Source organism: Celeribacter baekdonensis, assembly GCF_900102315.1.
Classification (GTDB): domain Bacteria; phylum Pseudomonadota; class Alphaproteobacteria; order Rhodobacterales; family Rhodobacteraceae; genus Celeribacter; species Celeribacter baekdonensis.
This window is the reverse complement of the sequence record NZ_FNBL01000004.1, coordinates 13,712-31,512: the sequence shown is the minus strand read 5'-3', so window position 1 is coordinate 31,512 and position 17,801 is coordinate 13,712. Positions and strand designations below refer to the sequence as shown.

Sequence of the window (17,801 nt, the reverse complement as noted above, 5' to 3'; positions counted from 1 at the left end):
GAGCTACCTTGGGGACTGCCACATGACCGACCTTTACCCTGTGCGTCGCGCACTTCTTTCCGTTTCTGATAAAACCGGCCTTATTGAGCTGGGCCGCGCCTTGGCCGGGAAGGGGGTTGAGCTTTTGTCCACGGGCGGCTCCGCCAAAACGCTGCGCGATGCGGGTTTGGACGTGAAAGACGTCTCCGAAGTGACGGGATTCCCGGAAATGATGGACGGTCGGGTCAAAACGCTGCACCCGAAAGTGCATGGTGGTCTTTTGGCGCTGCGCGACAATGCCGAGCATGTCAAAGCGATGGACGAGCACGGGATTGGCGGCATCGACCTTTTGGTGGTGAATCTCTACCCGTTTGAGGCCGCTTTGGCGCGCGGTGCCGACTATGACGAGATGATCGAGAACATCGACATTGGCGGGCCTGCGATGATCCGCGCCTCGGCGAAAAACCACGGTTTTGTCGCCACTGTGGTGGATGTCGAAGATTACGATGCGTTGATTGCGGAGCTTGAGGCCAATGACGGCCAGACCACCTATGCGTTCCGTCAAAAACTGGCGCAAATCGCCTATGCCCGTACCGGCGCCTATGATGCCGCCGTGTCCAATTGGATGGCCGATGCGATTGGCGAGACCGCGCCGCGTCGCCGTGTGGTCGCAGGTCAGATCAAACAAACCCTGCGCTATGGCGAAAACCCACACCAATCTGCAGCGTTTTACACCGATGGCTCGGATCGTCCCGGTGTTGCGACCTTTACTCAGCATCAGGGCAAAGAATTGTCCTACAACAACATCAACGACACCGATGCGGCGTTTGAATTGGTGGCCGAATTTGACCCGGCGGAAAGCCCCGCCGTGGCGGTGATCAAACACGCCAACCCATGCGGCGTGGCCAAGGGGGCGACGCTTTTGCAAGCCTATCAGAACGCCTTTGATTGCGACCGCACGTCGGCGTTTGGCGGCATTGTGGCGCTGAACCAAGCCTTGGACGCGGAGACCGCCAAAGCCATCACCGAGATTTTCACCGAGGTGGTGATTGCCCCCGGCGCGTCCGATGAGGCGAAAGCGATTTTTGCCACCAAAAAGAACCTGCGCCTGTTGACTACCGAAGGCCTGCCGCAGGTGTTGGCCAAGCTCAACACCATCCGTCAGGTCGCGGGCGGTTACCTGTTCCAAGACAAGGATGCGGGTTTTATCGGCATGGATGATTTGAAAGTCGTCACCGAGAAAGCGCCGACACCGGAGCAGATGAAAGACCTGTTGTTCGCGTGGAAAGTTGCCAAACACGTCAAATCCAACGCCATCGTTTACGTCAAAAACCAAGCCACCGTGGGCGTCGGTGCGGGGCAAATGTCGCGTCTCGACTCTGCGCTGATCGCGGCGAAAAAGGCCGAACGCATGGCAGAGGCCATGGGCCTGCCGCAGCCGTTGACCATTGGCTCCGCCGTGGCCTCTGATGCGTTCTTCCCCTTCCCTGACGGGTTGTTGGAAGCGGCGGCAGCGGGCGCGACCTGTGTCATCCAACCGGGTGGCTCGATGCGTGACAACGAAGTGATTGATGCCGCAAACGAGGCCGGGCTTGCCATGGTCTTTACCGGCATGCGTCACTTCCGCCACTGAGGATACAGAATGCGGATCACGACTTATGCAGCGTTGATGACCTTTGTGATCGACCAACTCAGCAAATGGGTCGTGGTTCATGCGCTTAATCTGAGATCGGTGGGGGAGATCGAGGTCTTCCCCCCCTATATTGTGTTTCGGATGGCATGGAATCGCGGGGCGAATTTTGGGCTTTTCGCGGAACATGGCGCTTTTTTGCGCTGGGGTTGGGTGATCCTGGCGGTGGTGATTTCGGCTTGGGTTCTGAGCTGGGTCAAACGCGAAAACTTCACGCGCCTTGGTCAAGTCAGTGCTGGCCTTTTGATTGGCGGGGCGCTTGGCAATGCGTTGGACCGTGTGCTTTACGGTGCCGTGGCTGATTTTTTGAACACCTCCTGCTGTGGCTTTAGAAATCCCTATGCGTTCAATGTCGCCGATATTGCCATTTTCGCCGGGGCCTTTGGTCTCATCCTTTTCACCGGCGAGCGCAAAAACCGCGCGTGACCTTGGCCGCGCCTTGGTCTAAACATGGCTCTGACGCGATGGTGCGGAGGAAAGTCTTATGGTTTCGAAAACGGTTCGTATGGGCATGTGCCTTTTGGCTTTGACGGTGCTTGTGGCCTGTGGTCAGAGCCGTGAATTGACCCCGAATGCGGTCAAAACCGGACCGGATGAGTTTGGCCTTGTCCCCAACAAACCGCTTCAGCAACCCGCAAGTTTTTCCTCTCTGCCCGCGCCAACGCCGGGAGGGGCCAATCTGACGGATGCAACGCCGAAAGCCGATGCGATTCTGGCGCTTGGGGGGCGTGTGCCGCCCGCAACCGGAGTTGATGGCGGCATTGTCAGCTATGCCTCGCGCTACGGGGTGGACCCTTTGATTCGCGCGGATTTGGCGAAATCGGACGCCCGCCGCAGCAAAGCCCGTTCGGGCTTCCTTGGGCTTGGTGGTAAATCCTATGAACGGGCCTACCGCGGTCTTGCTCTGGATGCTTTTGCCGAATGGGAACGCTTGCGCGCCCTGGGCATCGTGGTGCCCTCCGCGCCACAGGACTAAAGCGTTCCGCCATAAACCTGACTCACGGGTTTAGGGCGTCACGCCCACACCATTGAAATGTCTGGTGGCGTCACCCCTTTCCCCTGTCTCAGGTTTAGGGCGTGACGCTTTAAGTCCCCCTCCGGGCTGATCAAATCCCCGTCACCCTCTCTTGCCCTTCACGCGCGTTGCGCGCAACTATAGGCCAGTCGTCCGCTAACGGACCCGACAAAGAAGGTGACCGGATGAAACATGGCCTGATCGCAGCCTTGATTGCGTTTTCTACCCCCGCTTTTGCCGCTGATGTCAGCACATATGCGCTCGACAATGGTATGCAGGTTGTGGTGCTCGAAGATCACCGAGCCCCCGTTGTGGCCCACACCGTGTGGTACAAAGTGGGAGCCGCAGATGAACCCATGGGCAAAAGCGGTATCGCGCATTTTCTTGAGCATTTGATGTTCAAAGGCACCGACAAAATGGCCGCAGGCGAGTTGTCTGAGACGGTGACGCGCAATGGCGGATCGGACAATGCCTTCACCTCTTGGGATTATACCGCCTATTATCAACGTATTGCCGCCGATCGGCTGGGCCTGATGATGGACATGGAAGCGGATCGGATGCGTCATCTTCAGATGACCGAAGAGGATGTCGCGACCGAACGTCAGGTGGTTTTGGAAGAGCGCAACCAGCGCACAGACAATGATCCCGGTGCCTTGTTTCGCGAACAAACCCGCGCCGCTCAATATATGAACCATCCATATGGCGTCCCGGTGATCGGCTGGCGGCATGAGATGGAACAGCTCAATCGTGAGGACGCCTTTGCGTTTTATCATCGCTATTATGCCCCCAATAATGCAATTTTGGTTGTGGCCGGGGATGTTGATCCCGATGCGGTCTATGAGCTGGCCAAAACCTATTACGGCCCGATTGAACCGACGCCGAATCTGGGCCCACGTGTGCGCCCCTCTGAGCCGCCGCAATTGGCCGAACGACGTTTGACCATGTCGGACCCTCGCGTGGCCCAGCCTTCGGTGTCGCGGACATATCTGGCCCCGGAGCGCAATCCGGGAGATCAAAAAACAGCCGCCGCCCTGAGCATTTTGGCCGAACTTCTGGGCGGCAATTCAACGACCTCTTTTCTGGCGCGTACGCTCACATTTGAAAATCCCAAGGCAATCTATGCCGGGGCTTATTACGATGGCTCTTCCATTGATGAGGGTACTTTCAGTCTTGTGATGGTGCCAAAGCCGGGGGTGTCTCTGCAAGAAGGTGAGGAGGCGTTGGACGCCGCCCTTGCCAAATTCATGGCGGAGGGGATCGACTTGGACGAATTGGCGCGGCTCAAAACCCAACTGCGCGCCGGACGTATTTATGCCGAAGACAATATCGAAGGGCTCGCGCGTCAATATGGCGAAGAACTGGCGATTGGCCTGTCGATTGAGGACATTGAGGCCTGGCCGGATAGTCTTCAGGCGGTGACGCCAGAGGATGTGATGGCCGCCGCCGCAGAGGTGTTTGACCGCCGTCATGCGGTGACAGGGTGGTTGATGCCGGAGCAACAGCCTGAGACACAACAAGGGGCAAACGGATGAAACGTTTCGCAGTCGCGCTGATGGCGCTCGTTTGGTTCGCACTCCCGGTGCAGGCCGCAGTTGAGATTCAAGACATCACCACGCCGGGCGGCATCAAGGCCTGGTTGGTCGAAGAGCATTCCATCCCCTTCACCGCCCTTGAAATCAGCTTTCGCGGCGGCACGGTGTTGGATCGTCCCGGCAAACGCGGGGAGGTCAATTTGATGATGGCGACCTTGGAAGAGGGCGCGGGCGAGATGGATGCGCAGGGTTTTGCCAAAGCCCGCGACGCCTTGGCCGCGAGTTTTGATTTCGGCGCTTATAGCGATTCGGTCACCATTTCTGCCCGCTTCTTGACGGAGAACCGCGACGACGCGATGCAGCTTTTGCGTCAGGTCGTGATGGAGCCACGCTTTGACCAAGATGCGGTAGATCGGGTGCGCGGGCAGGTGATGTCGATTCTGCGAAATGCTGAAACCGATCCCGGCGACATTGCCTCCAAAGCGTTTAATGCGATGGGTTTTGGCGCTCACCCCTATGGCAGCGACGACAATGGCACGTTTGACAGCGTCGCAGGCCTGACCCGCGACGACATGTTTGCCGCCAAGTCCCGGGTGATGACCCGCGATCGGATTTATGTCGGTGCCGTGGGGGATATTTCGGCGCAGGAGCTGTCCACGCTTTTGGATGGTCTGCTTGGCGATCTTCCCGCAACTGGGCCGGAGTTGCCAAAGCACATCGATCCCGCTCTGACCGGCGGCGTCACGGTTGTGCCGTTTGAAACGCCGCAATCCGTTGTGATCTTTGGTCAAAAGGGCCTTTCGCGCGATGATCCCGATTTCATCCCGGCCTATATCGCCAATGAAATCTTGGGCGGCGGGGCCGATTCCCGGCTGATGCGTGAGGTGCGTGAAAAACGCGGGCTGACCTATGGGATTGGGGCTTATCTTGTCGCTTTTGATCATTCAGAGCTGATCATGGGCCAGTTTTCATCGGGCAATGGCTCGGTCTCCGAGGCGGTGGATGTGGTCAAACAGGAATGGGCCAAAATTGCCGCTGACGGCATCACCGAGGACGAACTCGACATCGCCAAAACCTATCTGACCGGCGCTTATGCGCTGCGGTTTGATGGCAACGGGCCGATCGCGCGCATTCTTGTGGGCATGCAAATGGATGGGCTTTCCAAGGACTACATCGCCACGCGCAATGACATGGTGAATGCCGTCACACTTGCCGAGATCAACCGGGTGATCAAACGGATTTATAACCCTGAGACGCTGACATTTGTCGTTGTCGGTCAGCCTGAAGGACTTCAGACCAACTGAGGTGTGCAGCGATGGAGGCGTAAAATGCCATGGTCGAATCGGAGAGGATTATGCTACCTCTAGTGGCATGAATTTACCTCACCGCAACATAAGCCAAGATGAGCCGCGCTCCCAGTCGCGTCCTGTGATCCGTCAACTCGACGAGGGCGCGATCAACCGCATTGCGGCGGGCGAGGTGGTCGAACGGCCTGCCTCCGCTGTCAAAGAGCTGGTGGAAAACGCCATTGATGCGGGCGCACGTCGGGTTGAGGTCGACTATGCCGATGGCGGCAAAACCCTCATTCGGGTGAGCGATGACGGCTGTGGTATGACCGGCGATGACCTGCCCTTGGCCCTGTCGCGCCATGCCACGTCAAAAATCGACGGCTCGGATCTTTTGGACATCCACACCTTTGGCTTTCGCGGTGAGGCTTTGCCCTCTTTGGGTGCGGTGGGGCGGTTGAAAATCACCTCTCGGGTGGAGGGCGGCGAGGGCGTCACCCTGTCCGTCTCTGGCGGGCATATGGACCCGGTGAAACCCGCGGCTTTGACGCGCGGCACCGTGGTTGAGCTGAGTGATTTGTTTTACGCCACGCCGGCGCGGTTGAAATTCCTGCGCACGGACCGGGCTGAGGCACAGGCGATTGCGGATGTGATCAAACGTCTGGCGATGGCCGAACCCTATGTGGGTTTTACGCTGCGCGATGTGTCGGGTGGCGGCGAAGGTCGGGTGGTGTTCCGGGTCGATCCCGAAAACGGCGATATGTTCGATGCGCTGCACGGGCGTCTGGCCAAGGTTTTGGGCAAGGAGTTTGCCGAAAATGCTTTGGCGATTGATGCCGAGCGCGAGGGTTTGACGCTGACCGGCTATGCTGCGCTGCCGACCTATTCACGCGGCTCTGCGGTGTCGCAGTTTCTCTTCGTCAATGGCCGCCCGGTGCGCGACAAACTTTTGGTCGGGGCGCTGCGCGGGGCCTATTTTGATTTTCTCTCGCGCGATCGCCATCCGGCGGCTTGTTTGTTCCTCGAATGCGATCCGCATTTGGTCGATGTGAACGTGCATCCGGCGAAATCCGAGGTGCGGTTTCGCGATCCGGGGATTGCGCGCGGCTTGATCGTTTCCGCCCTGCGCCATGCTTTGGCTGGGGCGGGACACCGGGCATCAACCACGGTGGCGCATGCCACATTGGGGGCGATGCGGCCGGAGGTGACCGAACCGCGGGTCTATCAAATGGATCGGCCTTCGATGGGTGGATACGCTGCGCCCTATCGCCCGTCATCCGAGGCGACGGCGCAAAGCTATGCCTGGCAAGCGCCCGAGCACCCGGTGCGCAATGAGACGCCGGGGTTTGCCGAAATGTCTGTGCCGTCTGCGCGGATGGAACGGGTTGCGCAACAGCCCGAAACCGAGGCTCTGCCCTTGGGGGCGGCGCGCGCGCAGGTGCATGAAAACTACATCATCGCTCAGACCGAACGCGGCATCGTGATTGTCGATCAACATGCGGCGCATGAGCGGCTGGTCTATGAGAAACTGAAACACCAGATGGCGGAACATGGCGTCAGATCACAGGCGCTTTTGATCCCCGAAGTGGTGGATCTTTCTGCCAATGATGCGCAAATGCTTTTGGATCTGGCCGAGGATCTGGCCCGGCTTGGGCTGGTGATCGAACCCTTTGGCGGTGGCGCGATTGCCGTGCGTGAAACGCCTGCGGTGCTGGGCCGCGTTGATGCCAAGGCGATGATCAACGACATTTTGGATGAATTGGCGGATCTGGGCGATAGCCACACCGTTCAGGCACGGATCGAGGCGGTGTTGTCGCGCGTGGCGTGCCATGGGTCGATCCGCTCTGGTCGTCGGATGCATGCCGAGGAAATGAACGCCTTGCTGCGCGAGATGGAGGCCACGCCGCATTCTGGTCAGTGCAACCATGGCCGACCAACCTATGTCGAACTGAAGCTGTCCGACATTGAACGCCTGTTTGGACGGACCTGATGGATAAGATAACGGAGGCCGGGTTGGCGTTGGATCAGATGATGATCTTGATTTTTGGCGGCATTGCGGCGCTGGTTTTGATCATGGTGATTTTGCTGTTTGTATCGGTGCGCCGCTCCGGCGCTGCGATGCGGATGAGCGGACCGATGATGCATCAAATGGGACAATTGGGCCAAACGGTGCAACACCTCTCCGATGGCCAACACCAACTCGCCGGTGGGCTTCAACACGTCTCTGAGGCGCAAGCTGCCGCGCAAAGCCATATGATCCAGATGATGGAAAAACGGTTGTCGGATGTGTCTTTGGCGATGTCCGAGAACCTTCAGGGGTCGGCCCGGCGCACGGCGCATTCCTTGGGCGAGCTTCAGCAACGGCTGGAGACGATTGATAAGGCGCAGGCGAATATCGAAAAGCTGTCGGGCAATGTCTTGTCGCTGCAAGACATCTTGTCGAACAAGCAAACCCGCGGTGCCTTTGGGGAAATTCAGCTCAATGACATCGTCAGCAAGGCATTGCCGAAAGACAGTTATACGTTGCAGGCGACCCTTTCAAACGGGCGGCGCGCCGATTGTTTGATCCACCTGCCAAATCCGCCGGGACCGATTGTGGTCGATAGCAAATTTCCGCTTGAGGCCTATGAGGCGCTGCGGCGCGCGGACACGCAATGGGAACTGAACGAGGCCGCGAAAATGATGCGGACCTCGGTGAAAAAGCACATCTCGGACATTTCTGACAAATACATCCTTGAGGGAGAAACCGCCGATGGCGCGTTGATGTTTTTGCCCTCTGAGGCGGTCTATGCCGAGCTTCACGCGAATTTCCCGGAGCTTGTACGTGAAGGGTTTGATAAAAAGGTCTGGATCGTGTCGCCCACCACCTGCATGGCGACGCTTCACACGATGCGGGCGATTCTCAAAGACGCCCGGATGCGCGAACAGGCGGGGGCCATTCGCAAGGAATTGTCGCTTTTGTCTGGGGATGTGGAGCGGTTGGGGCAGCGGGTTGGCAATCTGGATCGGCATTTTGGCCAGGCCTCGAAAGACCTTGAAGAGATCAAAATCTCAGCGGAAAAAGCCGGAAAGCGGGCCAATCGGCTTGATAATTTCGACTTTGAGGAGCTTGCACCCGATGCCGAAGTGGTACGTGTGCCGAGCGTCGGAGCGATTGCGCCAAAGCTCTGAGCAGGGTAGGCTTTCCATGTGTTGACCTGTGTCATGTCAGCGTGACGCCGGATGCTGCACAGTGATTTACCACAGACAACCAGACATTTACGCACAGTTGGAGGACGCGAAAGATGGATATCAGCCCAAACAAAGTTGCCTTTGTGATCGTCCGCGCCCGCGAACTTGGCGCGAAGGTGGGGCGCTGGGATACACCGTCCGATGATGCCGATGCGGATACGATCCTTGAATCCCGGTCCTCTGATGGCACAGAGCGCGAATTGGCCAGCTTTATCCGTGGCCTGAACGATGACGAGAAAGCCGCCTTGGTGGCGATCATGTGGATCGGGCGCGAGACCTTTGATGATTATGACGAGGCGTTTGAAACCGCGAAGACGGAGGCCTCGGCCCCGACGGATCGCTACCTTTTGGGCATCCCGCTTTTGTCGGATTACCTTGAAAGCGGGCTTGAAACGCTTGGGATCGACCCTTCTGAGTTTGAGGATGAAATTTATCGCAAGATGTGAGCGTGCCACGTCGATGGTCCTTTGGGACGTATGAACGCCTTACACATCCGGGTTAGGCTAAGCGCCGTAAGAGCGTGGCGTAATAGTCGGCTTCGACGCCCGTGCCGAATTGCGCAAACAGATGTTCAAGACGTTCCGCTGCACGGATGTTGAGTCCGGCACGGATCAAAATGCGGATTTGGGTCAAGAGCCCCGCCTCGCTGTTGGGAACAAGGGCAAGTTTCCCAATATCCAAGAGCCCGTCATCGACAAATTTTGACACTTGGGCCACAAGACCCCGGTTGTAAAACTGTCCCGAAAGCAGGAGCCGCAGGGCAGTCTTTTGCATTGGCTCGCCAAGGAAGGGCGCAAGAAGCGCCACGCGTTCGGCAAGATCGGGCAGCTCTTGTTCAAGCTGGCGCATGAATTGAAGGGCAGGGTGACCCATCGCGCGGGCATTCACACCGGCAAAAAACGCACCAAGCTCAGCCACATGATTGGGCACCGAGGTTTGTGCCTTAATTTGGGCGGTGGATTTGTCTTTATGATCATGCAGACCCAAAAGCAGGTTAATCAATGTGCCGCCTTCGACGGCATAGCTGGGGAAATGTAAAAACCGTTCGGGCAGTTCACTGATCACGCAATCGGGTTTGACCAGCCGCACCATCGCCGGATCGACAGTGGTGCCATAGCAAAACACCACTTCTTCGAAATCGGAGGCATAGGCCGGAACTAGGCGCGCCGAAAACGAGGTGCCAAAGGCTAGACAGCGCCCCTTTCCTTTGGGATTATAAAGTACCAAAACGTTACCGTGGTTCAAAATCAGGCTGGCAAACACGTTGAAATACGAGGTTTCCTGTCCAAACATGCGCTGCCGTTCGGCGTTGACCACATCGTGGTATGAGCCAATCGACAGATCGCCGGTTTCACTGTCGAGCGACGGTTGATAGGCCAGCTCCAAGTCGCGAGTGCGGCCGATCCGACCACGCAGCGTTTTGTAACATTCAAGCGCAGCGGGTTGGGTCCAATGTGAATCGCGCCCCGTGTAAACCGTGCCCCCCTGTGCCTTATAAGCGAGCAATTCCTCAAGCGGGTAGTGATAGCCGGGGGCCATTTGGTCCAACACCTCGCGCACGGGGCGGGCTGCGCTGATCTCAATGCCGTCGGGTAGATTTTCAGGATAAACACAATGCGCTTCGGGGACAATGATGCCGAGGAACGGCACGTTCAAACGCTCAATCACCGTACGATTGTGACGGTGGACTGAGAGGGCTGAGGTGAGCAAAGGGACTTCGCCCGCCAAATGGCCGAGCAAGTTGTTTGAGTCTTTGCCGTTCAAAAAAAGAAAGCCATTGCGACCCATCATAGCTTTTTCGGAAATCGTCATATTGTCGTCCTGTGCGAATTAATGCCATTGTCGCCAGAGACCCTTGGCGCCTATCGTTGACGGGTTTGATAATGGAGAAAGAGTTGATCCGCACCAAGAAACTAATCCTGCATATCGGCTCGTGGAAGACTGGCACGACATCCATTCAAAGCTATCTCAGCGGCAAATATCAGCAGTTGAAAGCGGATAAAGTTCTCTACCCGATGACCAGTCGGCGGCGCGCAGATGGCGGTGTCGATACGGCGCATCACCGGCTTCGCATGCTGTTGGATGGCGCAGATGGGGCGATGACGCTACAGATGGCGGGGGTGTTGGAACGTATGGCTGTGGAACTGAAGCAAGCCCAATGCGAGACGCTGTTGTTGTCGTCCGAAACCTTTATGGATTTTCGTCGTCCCGAAACACTGCGTCGCTACATTGAGGCCGATGAGGTTCAGATTGTGGCCGTGTTTCGAAATCAGGCCGAGTTCATCTCTTCCATGTATTATACAGAGGTGTGCCATCGGAAGGTGATCGACCTGCCAATGGACTATCTGGATGGGTTTAACGGCAATCTTCTGGATTATGCGAGCTGTCTGGTGCCTTGGCGCAGGGCTTGGCCAGAGGCACAGTTCTCTGTGTCCTTGTTTGAGCGCGGGACGCCCGCCCGCGATTTTCCTGCGGCTCATATGATGGCGCAGATCGGGTTGAACTGGCCTGTCGATGCCGAAGACAACCATGTCGAACATAAGTCTTTGCCCGCGCAGGCCACGCTGTTTTTGCGGCAACTGGCGGCGTCGGGATGGGATGACATGTCGTTTTTCGATGTTTTCAAGATGTGCCATCGCAACGCAGACTGGTTCGCCCCAGTGAAAGAGCATTATGCGCCCGATGTCTTGCAGCAAATCTTTGCTGATTATGCCCCGCAAAATAAGGCTTTGGCAGAGGTGTTCGTCTCCAACGGTCCGCGCGAATTTGCACCACTGGTATTGACAGATCGCGACATATGGGAGCGCGCAATGGGCGATACGTCCGCCGTCTTTCCCACTGTTTTAAAACGGATTTCACGCAGCGCCGCGAATGCTTGCACATGATTATTTCGATTGCCCAAAAGAAACGAGACGCGCATGACACCGATCCAGTTTGACCGCCTGATCCTGCATCCGGGATCGCCCAAAACTGGCACTTCTGGCCTGCAGAACTTTCTGTTTCGCAAGCGAGATGCGTTGCGGGACTTGGGGTATCTTTACCCGATGAGTGGGATAGATGTGGAGAGTGGCACGGCAAAGGGGCATCATGCCATCGCCCTTGCGATTGATCCCAACGCAAGTGAGCCGTCTGAGCATTTGCGTGCCATGCTTGAGGCGCTGCGCGCCGAAATAGCGGCGGCCCCCGACAAGACCGTCATCCTGTCGTCAGAAGAGTTTTTTCATGCCCAGCGCATGGAGGTGTTCAAACATTATCTTCAACCAGCCTCCTGTCAGATTTACGTCAGTTTGCGCCCGCAATATGAGGTGATGAACGCCAATTATTATACGCAGGTCACCCATAATCGCATCAAAAACCCGCCTGAGGCTTATTTCAATTCAATGAAGCTGGGGCTTAAATTCCCAGAGATTATGACTGTTTTTGCGCAGTTCACCCACAACACGGACGTCAAATTGCGGGTGTTTGAGCGCGGGTCTCCCGTGCGCAAAAGTCCGATCGAGGATTTTCTGACGGTGATGGGGATTGATCTAAGCTATGATCCCGAGGACAATATCGTTGAGCATCCAACCTTGCCTGCGGTTGCGACGCTGTTTTTGCGCTGGCTGAATGATGTGGGGGTGTCGCAGACCGATTTCTTTGAGGTGTTTCAAGACCTGCACAAGATGCGCCCGAGTTTATCGAAACAGACCTATACCATGTCGCCCGACTATATGCGCACGGTGGTCGAGCGGTTTGAACGCGACAATATCTGGTTGCGACAGAATTTTGGTGACGGCGCATCTGAGCCGCTGTTTCAAACACCTGAGTATCCCGATGCAGAGCTTTGGGAGCAGGAGGTGGGTCGCGATCTTGCTGCTGTGCAACACAAGTTTCTAAAGCAGCTTTGCACCATGGCCGAAAGCGGCAAAAGCCGCTGAACCGACGGGATCGGACCGGGCTTGCCCGGCCCGACACCTGATCATTTCGTCACAATGGCTGCCAGATCAGCCAAAGCGTCGCGCAGACAGCTTTCCTCATCCATGACGGGCGAGGCGACGGCATTGTCATACCGGGTGTTGAGATCTTTCGCGCGTTCCACTGCAACGCGGAACCCCTCGACAAGCGTTTCGGGCGACATTTCAACGGGGATGAGGTTGCGGTTTTGTTTGGCCAGCCAAGCGTCATCGCGCAGATCGGTTTTATTGGTCACGGTCGGCAGGCCATAGGCTGCCATCTGGAAATGCACGATCCCTGGGTGTGGGGTGGTAATCACCGACAGGCCGATGTCGCCGGTCAGCAAAAACTCCTCGTAGTCCTCTTTCGGCATTTTCGGCACCATCCGTAGCTTTTCAGAGCCGCCCAGATCAATGTCGTCGATTTTACCCAAGGTGCCGAGGGCATAAAATTCCCAATCCTCCCCGGCAAAAACGCCCTGTCTGATCGCCTCGCGCAGCGCATAGACCAACATGCCGAAATGGTTGCGCGCAGCATGGCCTTCGGGGCGGCCATACATGATGAAACGGCGCGTTTCGCGACCGCTGTTCATTTCCAAAAAGCGATCCTTGCCGACATTCAGCCGGACAAGCTGATTTTCGATAGCGGTATACCGATAGTCTTTTCCGGCGCGCTCAAACACCGGGGTCTTTTTCTGAAAGAACTCGATCAGTTTGTGTGAATTATAGACTGCGTCATGCGGTAGGAAAAATGCGGATTCATTGAAACTGCGCATGTCGGTATTGGCGTGAAAGTCTGGTTCGTATTCCTGAATGAAAAAGATCGGTTTTTGGTTGGCCGATGTCGCGATCTTTTGGGCAATCCGGTGTAATTCCGCGCAGTAGGAAATGACATGATAATTGGCCGGAATGTCGACAGCGCGGGTCTGGGCGTCGAACTTTTGAAACCCATGAAACATATTATAGATTTTGGGCATCTTGATGCGCATACGCAAAAGATTGCCTTCGTGCTTTTCCATGCTGGAGTGGTTGATGACCATCAGGCGCAGGCCAATCCCGGTCTGTTCGGACAGTTTACGCAGGAAGCCATAAAACGCCAAATAGCCGCCAAACAAGATTTCGGGCAGGAAATCGGGCACCAGCACCAAAAGCCCTCCTGGCCCCTGCGCCTCAGTGCGGCGCACCTTTACTTTCCCACCATAAAATTCCATGGCATTGAGCATGTCGAGTGCTGCGAGGGCGGTCACGCCGGGCAGGTTATCTTCCAACGCCAAACGGGTTTCGGCCTCTTGTTGGGCACTCTTTTTCTCTGCCAATGACTTTAGATATTGGTCATGCGAGACGACATGTCGAACCTCTTTGGTCCGAACCAACAAGAAATGTTGAAAGCCTGAGGCGATCAGGTTTTCCTTGATGGCTATTGCGACATCCTCATATAGATCGCGGTATCCCGACTCTGAAAACTCTGCGGATGGGGAAAGCTCTTCTTGTGTGACCTGGCTGAAATAGTAATCAACCACGGTCGGGTAGCCAGCCATTCGCGCGCCGTAGGTTTTTTCGAGAAAGCGGCGATCCAGGGCGAGATAGGTCTGACGGGCCAGGTCGATCTGGGACTTGGTAAAGGGGTGCCGGCCGGTTTCGTTCACTCCAAATTCGAGCCAGTGACGAAAGCCCGTTGCGCCGGAGGCCTGTGTCACGTTCTTACGGACATCCGTGTTTTTCTTACGATAGAGAATTTCGGAGAACCCATCATGGGGATCATGGCCCAGAAACCCACCGAGACGCCGATAAAAGTCGAGAGGGCTTTCGCCTTCCAGGCTATGTTGCGCAATTTCGTCACGATAGGTTGTCTCATACCAAGCAGCGTCAAATCCCTCTGCCACGAGAAGGTCAATGACATTTGGGGTGTCTGCGATGGTATCTTGAGCGTTCATGGACCGATCTCACTTTTCTTTAAAACGAATGCCTCTGGTTCCCCCAGATGCGTTTTGGTTGTGTTTGGCGAAAGTCTTGCCAATTTGAAATGCAACAATGGTTGGCTTTTGGCAGGGCTGCGATTTAAATCATCATGTGCTGAGGACAACGAGACCCGTGTTGTATCCCCTTTTCGGCATCCCTGCGCGGGCGAATTTTCTTAAGAAAATACATACTTGAAATCTTCACCCCTAAAATCCTACCCGCGCTTTGTCCCTGCGCAGCGCGTCTTTTTTACGCATGTTCCGTGTGGATACCACGCCGCGACAGATGGGCGCAAGAATGCCGTATCCTTCGCCTGAGCGTCTGAAAAGGCGCGTAGATGTGATGCGTTTTGGGGGATGGTTCAGAGAGAACACAAAAAAACCGCCCGTGAAACACGAGCGGCTTTTTTTGATCGCTGCTGATCTCAGCCCTGGCGGGCTTTGAAACGGCGCTGCGTCTTGTTGATCACGTACACGCGGCCTTTACGGCGCACGACGCGGCAGTCGCGGTGCCGGTTTTTCAGCGAGCGGAGCGAGTTACGAACTTTCATAGTCTTTCTCCTTTTCGCGGCGCCTGCGTGCGCCTGTTAAAACCAATATGACGGCGGAGGATGGTGGGCGTAACAAGGTTCGAACTTGTGACCCCTTCGATGTCAACGAAGTGCTCTACCACTGAGCTATACACCCATTCCTCCATGGGAAACTCGCGTCTTGATCTCGTTTCGCCTCGCAGCGCAAAGAACAAGACGCGGGGCATTCCCGCGTCAGTGCGGGTGCGTATAAAAGGAGTCGAATGATTGTTCAAGGCCTTTTGGCATTGAATTTCAATGTCCAAAGTCTTTTGTAATTTATCCGGGTTACGGATTGGATGCAAAACACCCACAGGAGTGACCCGGCGGACGCCTTTTTCACTTTCGTGATTCAGAAAAAACACAAAAGCCTTTATAGTTTGCGGTGAAAGGGAGTGTCGATGAGCAAAGTGCCATATGTGTTGCAAAGGCCAGAGAACAGGACCTCTTGCGTGATCTTTGCTTCGCCGCACAGTGGGCGCGATTATCCCGCAGAAATGGTGCAACAGTCGGTTCTAAGCCCTCTTCAGCTCCGCTCTTCTGAAGATGCGCATGTAGATCGGCTTTACGCCGATGTGCCACGATTCGGTGCCGTGATGGTCGCGGCCACCTATCCGCGCGCTTGGGTGGATCTCAACCGACGTGCTGATGAAATGGACCCGGCCTTGGTCGCGGGGGCGTCTTGCGTAGGGTTAAACCCGCGCATCGCTTCCGGGCTTGGGGTGATTCCGCGTGTGGTGGCCGGTGGCCGGTCGATTTATCGCGGGAAAATAAGCCGAGAAGAGGCGCAAGAGCGGATCAGGACCGTGTGGCAACCATATCATCGCTTGCTTCAGGCGGTGATCGACGAATCTTTGGCCTTATTTGGCCAATCCATTTTGATTGATTGCCATTCGATGCCGCGTGAGGCTCTGTCCGCAGTGCGCAGTGGCAAAGGGCGGCGGCCCGAAGTGGTGATTGGTGATCGCTACGGTGCCTCCGCCAATCCGAGCATTGTGATCGAGGTGGAGCGCGCGTTTCGGCAGCAGGGGTTTGAAGTGGCGCGCAATGTGCCCTTTGCGGGGGCCTTTGTGACACAGCATTACGGCCATCCGGCGCGGCGCTGTCATGCGATTCAAATCGAGATTGATCGCTCTGTTTATATGAATGAACTGACGCTAGTGCCGCATTCCGATTTCAACGAGATTCGTGCGCGTATTGGGGCTGCGGCGAAAGTGATTGCCGAGATCGGGGCGGAGCGGGTGCCTCTGGCGGCAGAATAATCTCCGGCTACCGAAGCGCACGGCCTTTGCGGATCGCATCTTTGCCAAACTTGCGGCGAATCTCATCGCTGGCGCGTTCGGCACGGGCACGTTTGATCGCATCGGGGTCCAGTAAATCCGCCGACACATCGGCCTGCTCGGCGGGCACCAAATCCGACAGGCCAACACCGATCAACCGAAACGGGCCTTTGTCGATCGCCCCATCCAAAAGCCCGCGCGCGGTGCGATACATTTTATCGGCCATATTGCTGGGTTCATGCAACGTCACACGTCGCGTCAGAGAGCTGTGATTGGCGCGTTTGAGTTTGAGCGTCACCACCCGTCCGGCAATGTCTTTGGCCTTGGCGCGGTCAGAGACCTGTTCGGCCAGTCGCCAAATATGCCCGTCTAAAATGTCGAGCGAGGCGGTGTCTTCGGAGAAGGTGGTTTCTTTGGAGATGGATTTGACCGGGCGTTTGGCGGAAATGCTGCGGCTGTCTTGGCCGCGCGCCAGATGCCAAAGCCGGTCACCCATGGAGCCAAACCGCTGGTGCAAATCGTCTTTCTCCCAGCGTCTGAGATCGGAGAACGTCCGTATCCCAGCCTTTTCCAAAGAGGTGCGGGTGGCTTGGCCGACGCCCCAAATCAAGCTCACGGGTTTTGGCGCGAGAAACGCCATCGTCTCCGCCGCGCCAATCACCGAAAACCCGCGCGGCTTGTCCAGATCGGAGGCGACTTTGGCGAGGAATTTATTGTGGCTGAGACCAATAGATCCGGTCAGCCCCAATTCCGTATGCATCCGTTTGACCAACCGCGCCAACATTGCCGCAGGCGGGCGACCATGTAACCGCGCTGTCCCGCGCAGGTCCATGAAGGCCTCATCAAGCGAGAGCGGTTCCACATCGGGGGTGAGTTCGTTCATCATATCGCGGATGGCGCGCGACGCCTCGGCGTAGGCGGCCATGCGGGGTTTGACCACCACCGCTTCGGGGCAAAGAGCGAGGGCTTTGAACATCGGCATGGCCGAGCGCACACCTTTGATTCGGGCAATGTAACAGGCGGTGGACACAACGCCGCGGGTTCCGCCGCCAATGATCACCGGTTTGTCGCGCAGATCGGGATTGTCGCGCTTTTCAACAGAGGCATAAAACGCATCGCAATCCATATGCGCGATGGCCAGATCATACAGCTCAGGATGCGCAATCACCCTCGGCCGTCCACAGGAGGGGCAGCGGGTACCAGTTTCAAACATTGTAAGGCAATCACGGCAAAGCGCGGGCATATGGGTGTTCCTTGACCTCCTGTCAGTCTATACCCAATGACAGTGAGGGGCTATGCTTGGCCTCGTATATCCGTGTTCATCGGGGG

15 protein-coding genes and 1 tRNA gene are annotated in these 17,801 nt (G+C 56.5%); 11 read left to right on the top strand and 5 right to left on the bottom strand.

Annotated features, from left to right (window positions below; translation table 11 throughout):
• The first annotated feature begins 22 nt into the window (after positions 1-22).
• The 8 genes from purH (at position 23) to BLT54_RS08615 (ending at position 9,179) form a co-directional block, all read left to right on the top strand.
• Positions 23-1,612, top strand: coding sequence for a bifunctional phosphoribosylaminoimidazolecarboxamide formyltransferase/IMP cyclohydrolase (gene purH / locus BLT54_RS08650; RefSeq protein ID WP_074643676.1), 1,590 nt, complete (start codon positions 23-25; stop codon positions 1,610-1,612).
• A gap of 9 nt (positions 1,613-1,621) precedes the next feature.
• Complete coding sequence (gene lspA, locus BLT54_RS08645; protein ID WP_074643672.1) at positions 1,622-2,095, top strand: signal peptidase II; 474 nt, start codon at positions 1,622-1,624, stop codon at positions 2,093-2,095.
• Positions 2,096-2,153: 58 nt separating this feature from the next.
• Entirely contained in the window at positions 2,154-2,645 is a 492-nt protein-coding gene (locus BLT54_RS08640; RefSeq protein WP_074643668.1) for a DUF3035 domain-containing protein, read from the top strand.
• Between the two features lie 224 nt (positions 2,646-2,869).
• Complete coding sequence (locus BLT54_RS08635; RefSeq protein ID WP_074643665.1) at positions 2,870-4,216, top strand: M16 family metallopeptidase; 1,347 nt, start codon at positions 2,870-2,872, stop codon at positions 4,214-4,216.
• Entirely contained in the window at positions 4,213-5,520 is a 1,308-nt protein-coding gene (locus BLT54_RS08630; protein WP_074643661.1) for a M16 family metallopeptidase, read from the top strand. Before BLT54_RS08635 ends, BLT54_RS08630 begins: the two co-directional genes overlap by 4 nt.
• 67 nt (positions 5,521-5,587) lie before the next feature.
• On the top strand, positions 5,588-7,492 hold the full coding sequence (mutL, locus tag BLT54_RS08625; RefSeq protein WP_074643658.1) for a DNA mismatch repair endonuclease MutL: 1,905 nt from the start codon (positions 5,588-5,590) through the stop codon (positions 7,490-7,492).
• Entirely contained in the window at positions 7,492-8,673 is a 1,182-nt protein-coding gene (locus tag BLT54_RS08620) for a DNA recombination protein RmuC (protein ID WP_009570614.1), read from the top strand. Before mutL ends, BLT54_RS08620 begins: the two co-directional genes overlap by 1 nt.
• Before the next feature lie 113 nt (positions 8,674-8,786).
• Positions 8,787-9,179: a DUF3775 domain-containing protein gene (locus BLT54_RS08615; RefSeq protein ID WP_074643656.1), complete on the top strand. Its 393-nt coding sequence runs from the start codon at positions 8,787-8,789 to the stop codon at positions 9,177-9,179.
• A 52-nt stretch (positions 9,180-9,231) separates the two neighbouring features.
• Here the strand turns inward: BLT54_RS08615 and BLT54_RS08610 are convergent, their stop codons facing one another.
• The gene (locus BLT54_RS08610) at positions 9,232-10,545 is read right to left on the bottom strand and encodes an alginate O-acetyltransferase AlgX-related protein (RefSeq protein ID WP_074643653.1); all 1,314 of its coding nucleotides are present in this window, start codon (positions 10,543-10,545) and stop codon (positions 9,232-9,234) included.
• A gap of 71 nt (positions 10,546-10,616) precedes the next feature.
• Between BLT54_RS08610 and BLT54_RS08605 the strand changes: the two genes are divergently transcribed.
• A complete protein-coding gene (locus BLT54_RS08605; RefSeq protein ID WP_074643650.1) occupies positions 10,617-11,618 on the top strand; it encodes a hypothetical protein in 1,002 nt (333 codons plus the stop codon).
• Positions 11,619-11,651: 33 nt separating this feature from the next.
• The gene (locus BLT54_RS08600) at positions 11,652-12,650 is read left to right on the top strand and encodes a hypothetical protein (protein ID WP_074643648.1); all 999 of its coding nucleotides are present in this window, start codon (positions 11,652-11,654) and stop codon (positions 12,648-12,650) included.
• A 41-nt stretch (positions 12,651-12,691) separates the two neighbouring features.
• Here the strand turns inward: BLT54_RS08600 and BLT54_RS08595 are convergent, their stop codons facing one another.
• The 3 genes from BLT54_RS08595 to BLT54_RS08585 form a co-directional block, all read right to left on the bottom strand.
• Positions 12,692-14,599: a rhamnosyltransferase WsaF family glycosyltransferase gene (locus BLT54_RS08595; protein ID WP_074643646.1), complete on the bottom strand. Its 1,908-nt coding sequence runs from the start codon at positions 14,597-14,599 to the stop codon at positions 12,692-12,694.
• 449 nt (positions 14,600-15,048) lie between these two features.
• A complete protein-coding gene (ykgO, locus tag BLT54_RS08590; RefSeq protein WP_005850168.1) occupies positions 15,049-15,174 on the bottom strand; it encodes a type B 50S ribosomal protein L36 in 126 nt (41 codons plus the stop codon).
• Between the two features lie 61 nt (positions 15,175-15,235).
• Positions 15,236-15,310: transfer RNA gene (locus tag BLT54_RS08585), tRNA-Val, on the bottom strand.
• A gap of 283 nt (positions 15,311-15,593) precedes the next feature.
• Here BLT54_RS08585 and BLT54_RS08580 point away from each other — a divergent pair.
• Entirely contained in the window at positions 15,594-16,454 is an 861-nt protein-coding gene (locus BLT54_RS08580; protein WP_074643644.1) for an N-formylglutamate amidohydrolase, read from the top strand.
• Between the two features lie 7 nt (positions 16,455-16,461).
• Here the strand turns inward: BLT54_RS08580 and BLT54_RS08575 are convergent, their stop codons facing one another.
• Positions 16,462-17,715 carry a DNA polymerase IV gene (locus BLT54_RS08575; protein WP_074643641.1) on the bottom strand — a complete coding sequence of 418 codons (1,254 nt, stop codon included), beginning with the start codon at positions 17,713-17,715 and terminating at the stop codon, positions 16,462-16,464.
• Positions 17,716-17,801 lie beyond the last annotated feature (86 nt).

Excerpts from the sequence above, each read along its gene's own strand:
- BLT54_RS08575 (WP_074643641.1), bottom strand. The coding sequence starts at position 17,715 with ATGCCCGCGCTTTGCCGTGATTGCCTTACAATGTTTGAAACTGGTACC.
- BLT54_RS08600 (WP_074643648.1), top strand. The coding sequence starts at position 11,652 with ATGACACCGATCCAGTTTGACCGCCTGATCCTGCATCCGGGATCGCCC.
- BLT54_RS08610 (WP_074643653.1), bottom strand. The coding sequence starts at position 10,545 with ATGACGATTTCCGAAAAAGCTATGATGGGTCGCAATGGCTTTCTTTTT.
- BLT54_RS08635 (WP_074643665.1), top strand. The coding sequence starts at position 2,870 with ATGAAACATGGCCTGATCGCAGCCTTGATTGCGTTTTCTACCCCCGCT.
- BLT54_RS08605 (WP_074643650.1), top strand. The coding sequence starts at position 10,617 with ATGGAGAAAGAGTTGATCCGCACCAAGAAACTAATCCTGCATATCGGC.
- ykgO (WP_005850168.1), bottom strand. The coding sequence starts at position 15,174 with ATGAAAGTTCGTAACTCGCTCCGCTCGCTGAAAAACCGGCACCGCGAC.
- BLT54_RS08580 (WP_074643644.1), top strand. The coding sequence starts at position 15,594 with ATGAGCAAAGTGCCATATGTGTTGCAAAGGCCAGAGAACAGGACCTCT.
- BLT54_RS08630 (WP_074643661.1), top strand. The coding sequence starts at position 4,213 with ATGAAACGTTTCGCAGTCGCGCTGATGGCGCTCGTTTGGTTCGCACTC.
- purH (WP_074643676.1), top strand. The coding sequence starts at position 23 with ATGACCGACCTTTACCCTGTGCGTCGCGCACTTCTTTCCGTTTCTGAT.
- BLT54_RS08620 (WP_009570614.1), top strand. The coding sequence starts at position 7,492 with ATGGATAAGATAACGGAGGCCGGGTTGGCGTTGGATCAGATGATGATC.
- mutL (WP_074643658.1), top strand. The coding sequence starts at position 5,588 with ATGAATTTACCTCACCGCAACATAAGCCAAGATGAGCCGCGCTCCCAG.
- lspA (WP_074643672.1), top strand. The coding sequence starts at position 1,622 with ATGCGGATCACGACTTATGCAGCGTTGATGACCTTTGTGATCGACCAA.
- BLT54_RS08640 (WP_074643668.1), top strand. The coding sequence starts at position 2,154 with ATGGTTTCGAAAACGGTTCGTATGGGCATGTGCCTTTTGGCTTTGACG.
- BLT54_RS08615 (WP_074643656.1), top strand. The coding sequence starts at position 8,787 with ATGGATATCAGCCCAAACAAAGTTGCCTTTGTGATCGTCCGCGCCCGC.
- BLT54_RS08595 (WP_074643646.1), bottom strand. The coding sequence starts at position 14,599 with ATGAACGCTCAAGATACCATCGCAGACACCCCAAATGTCATTGACCTT.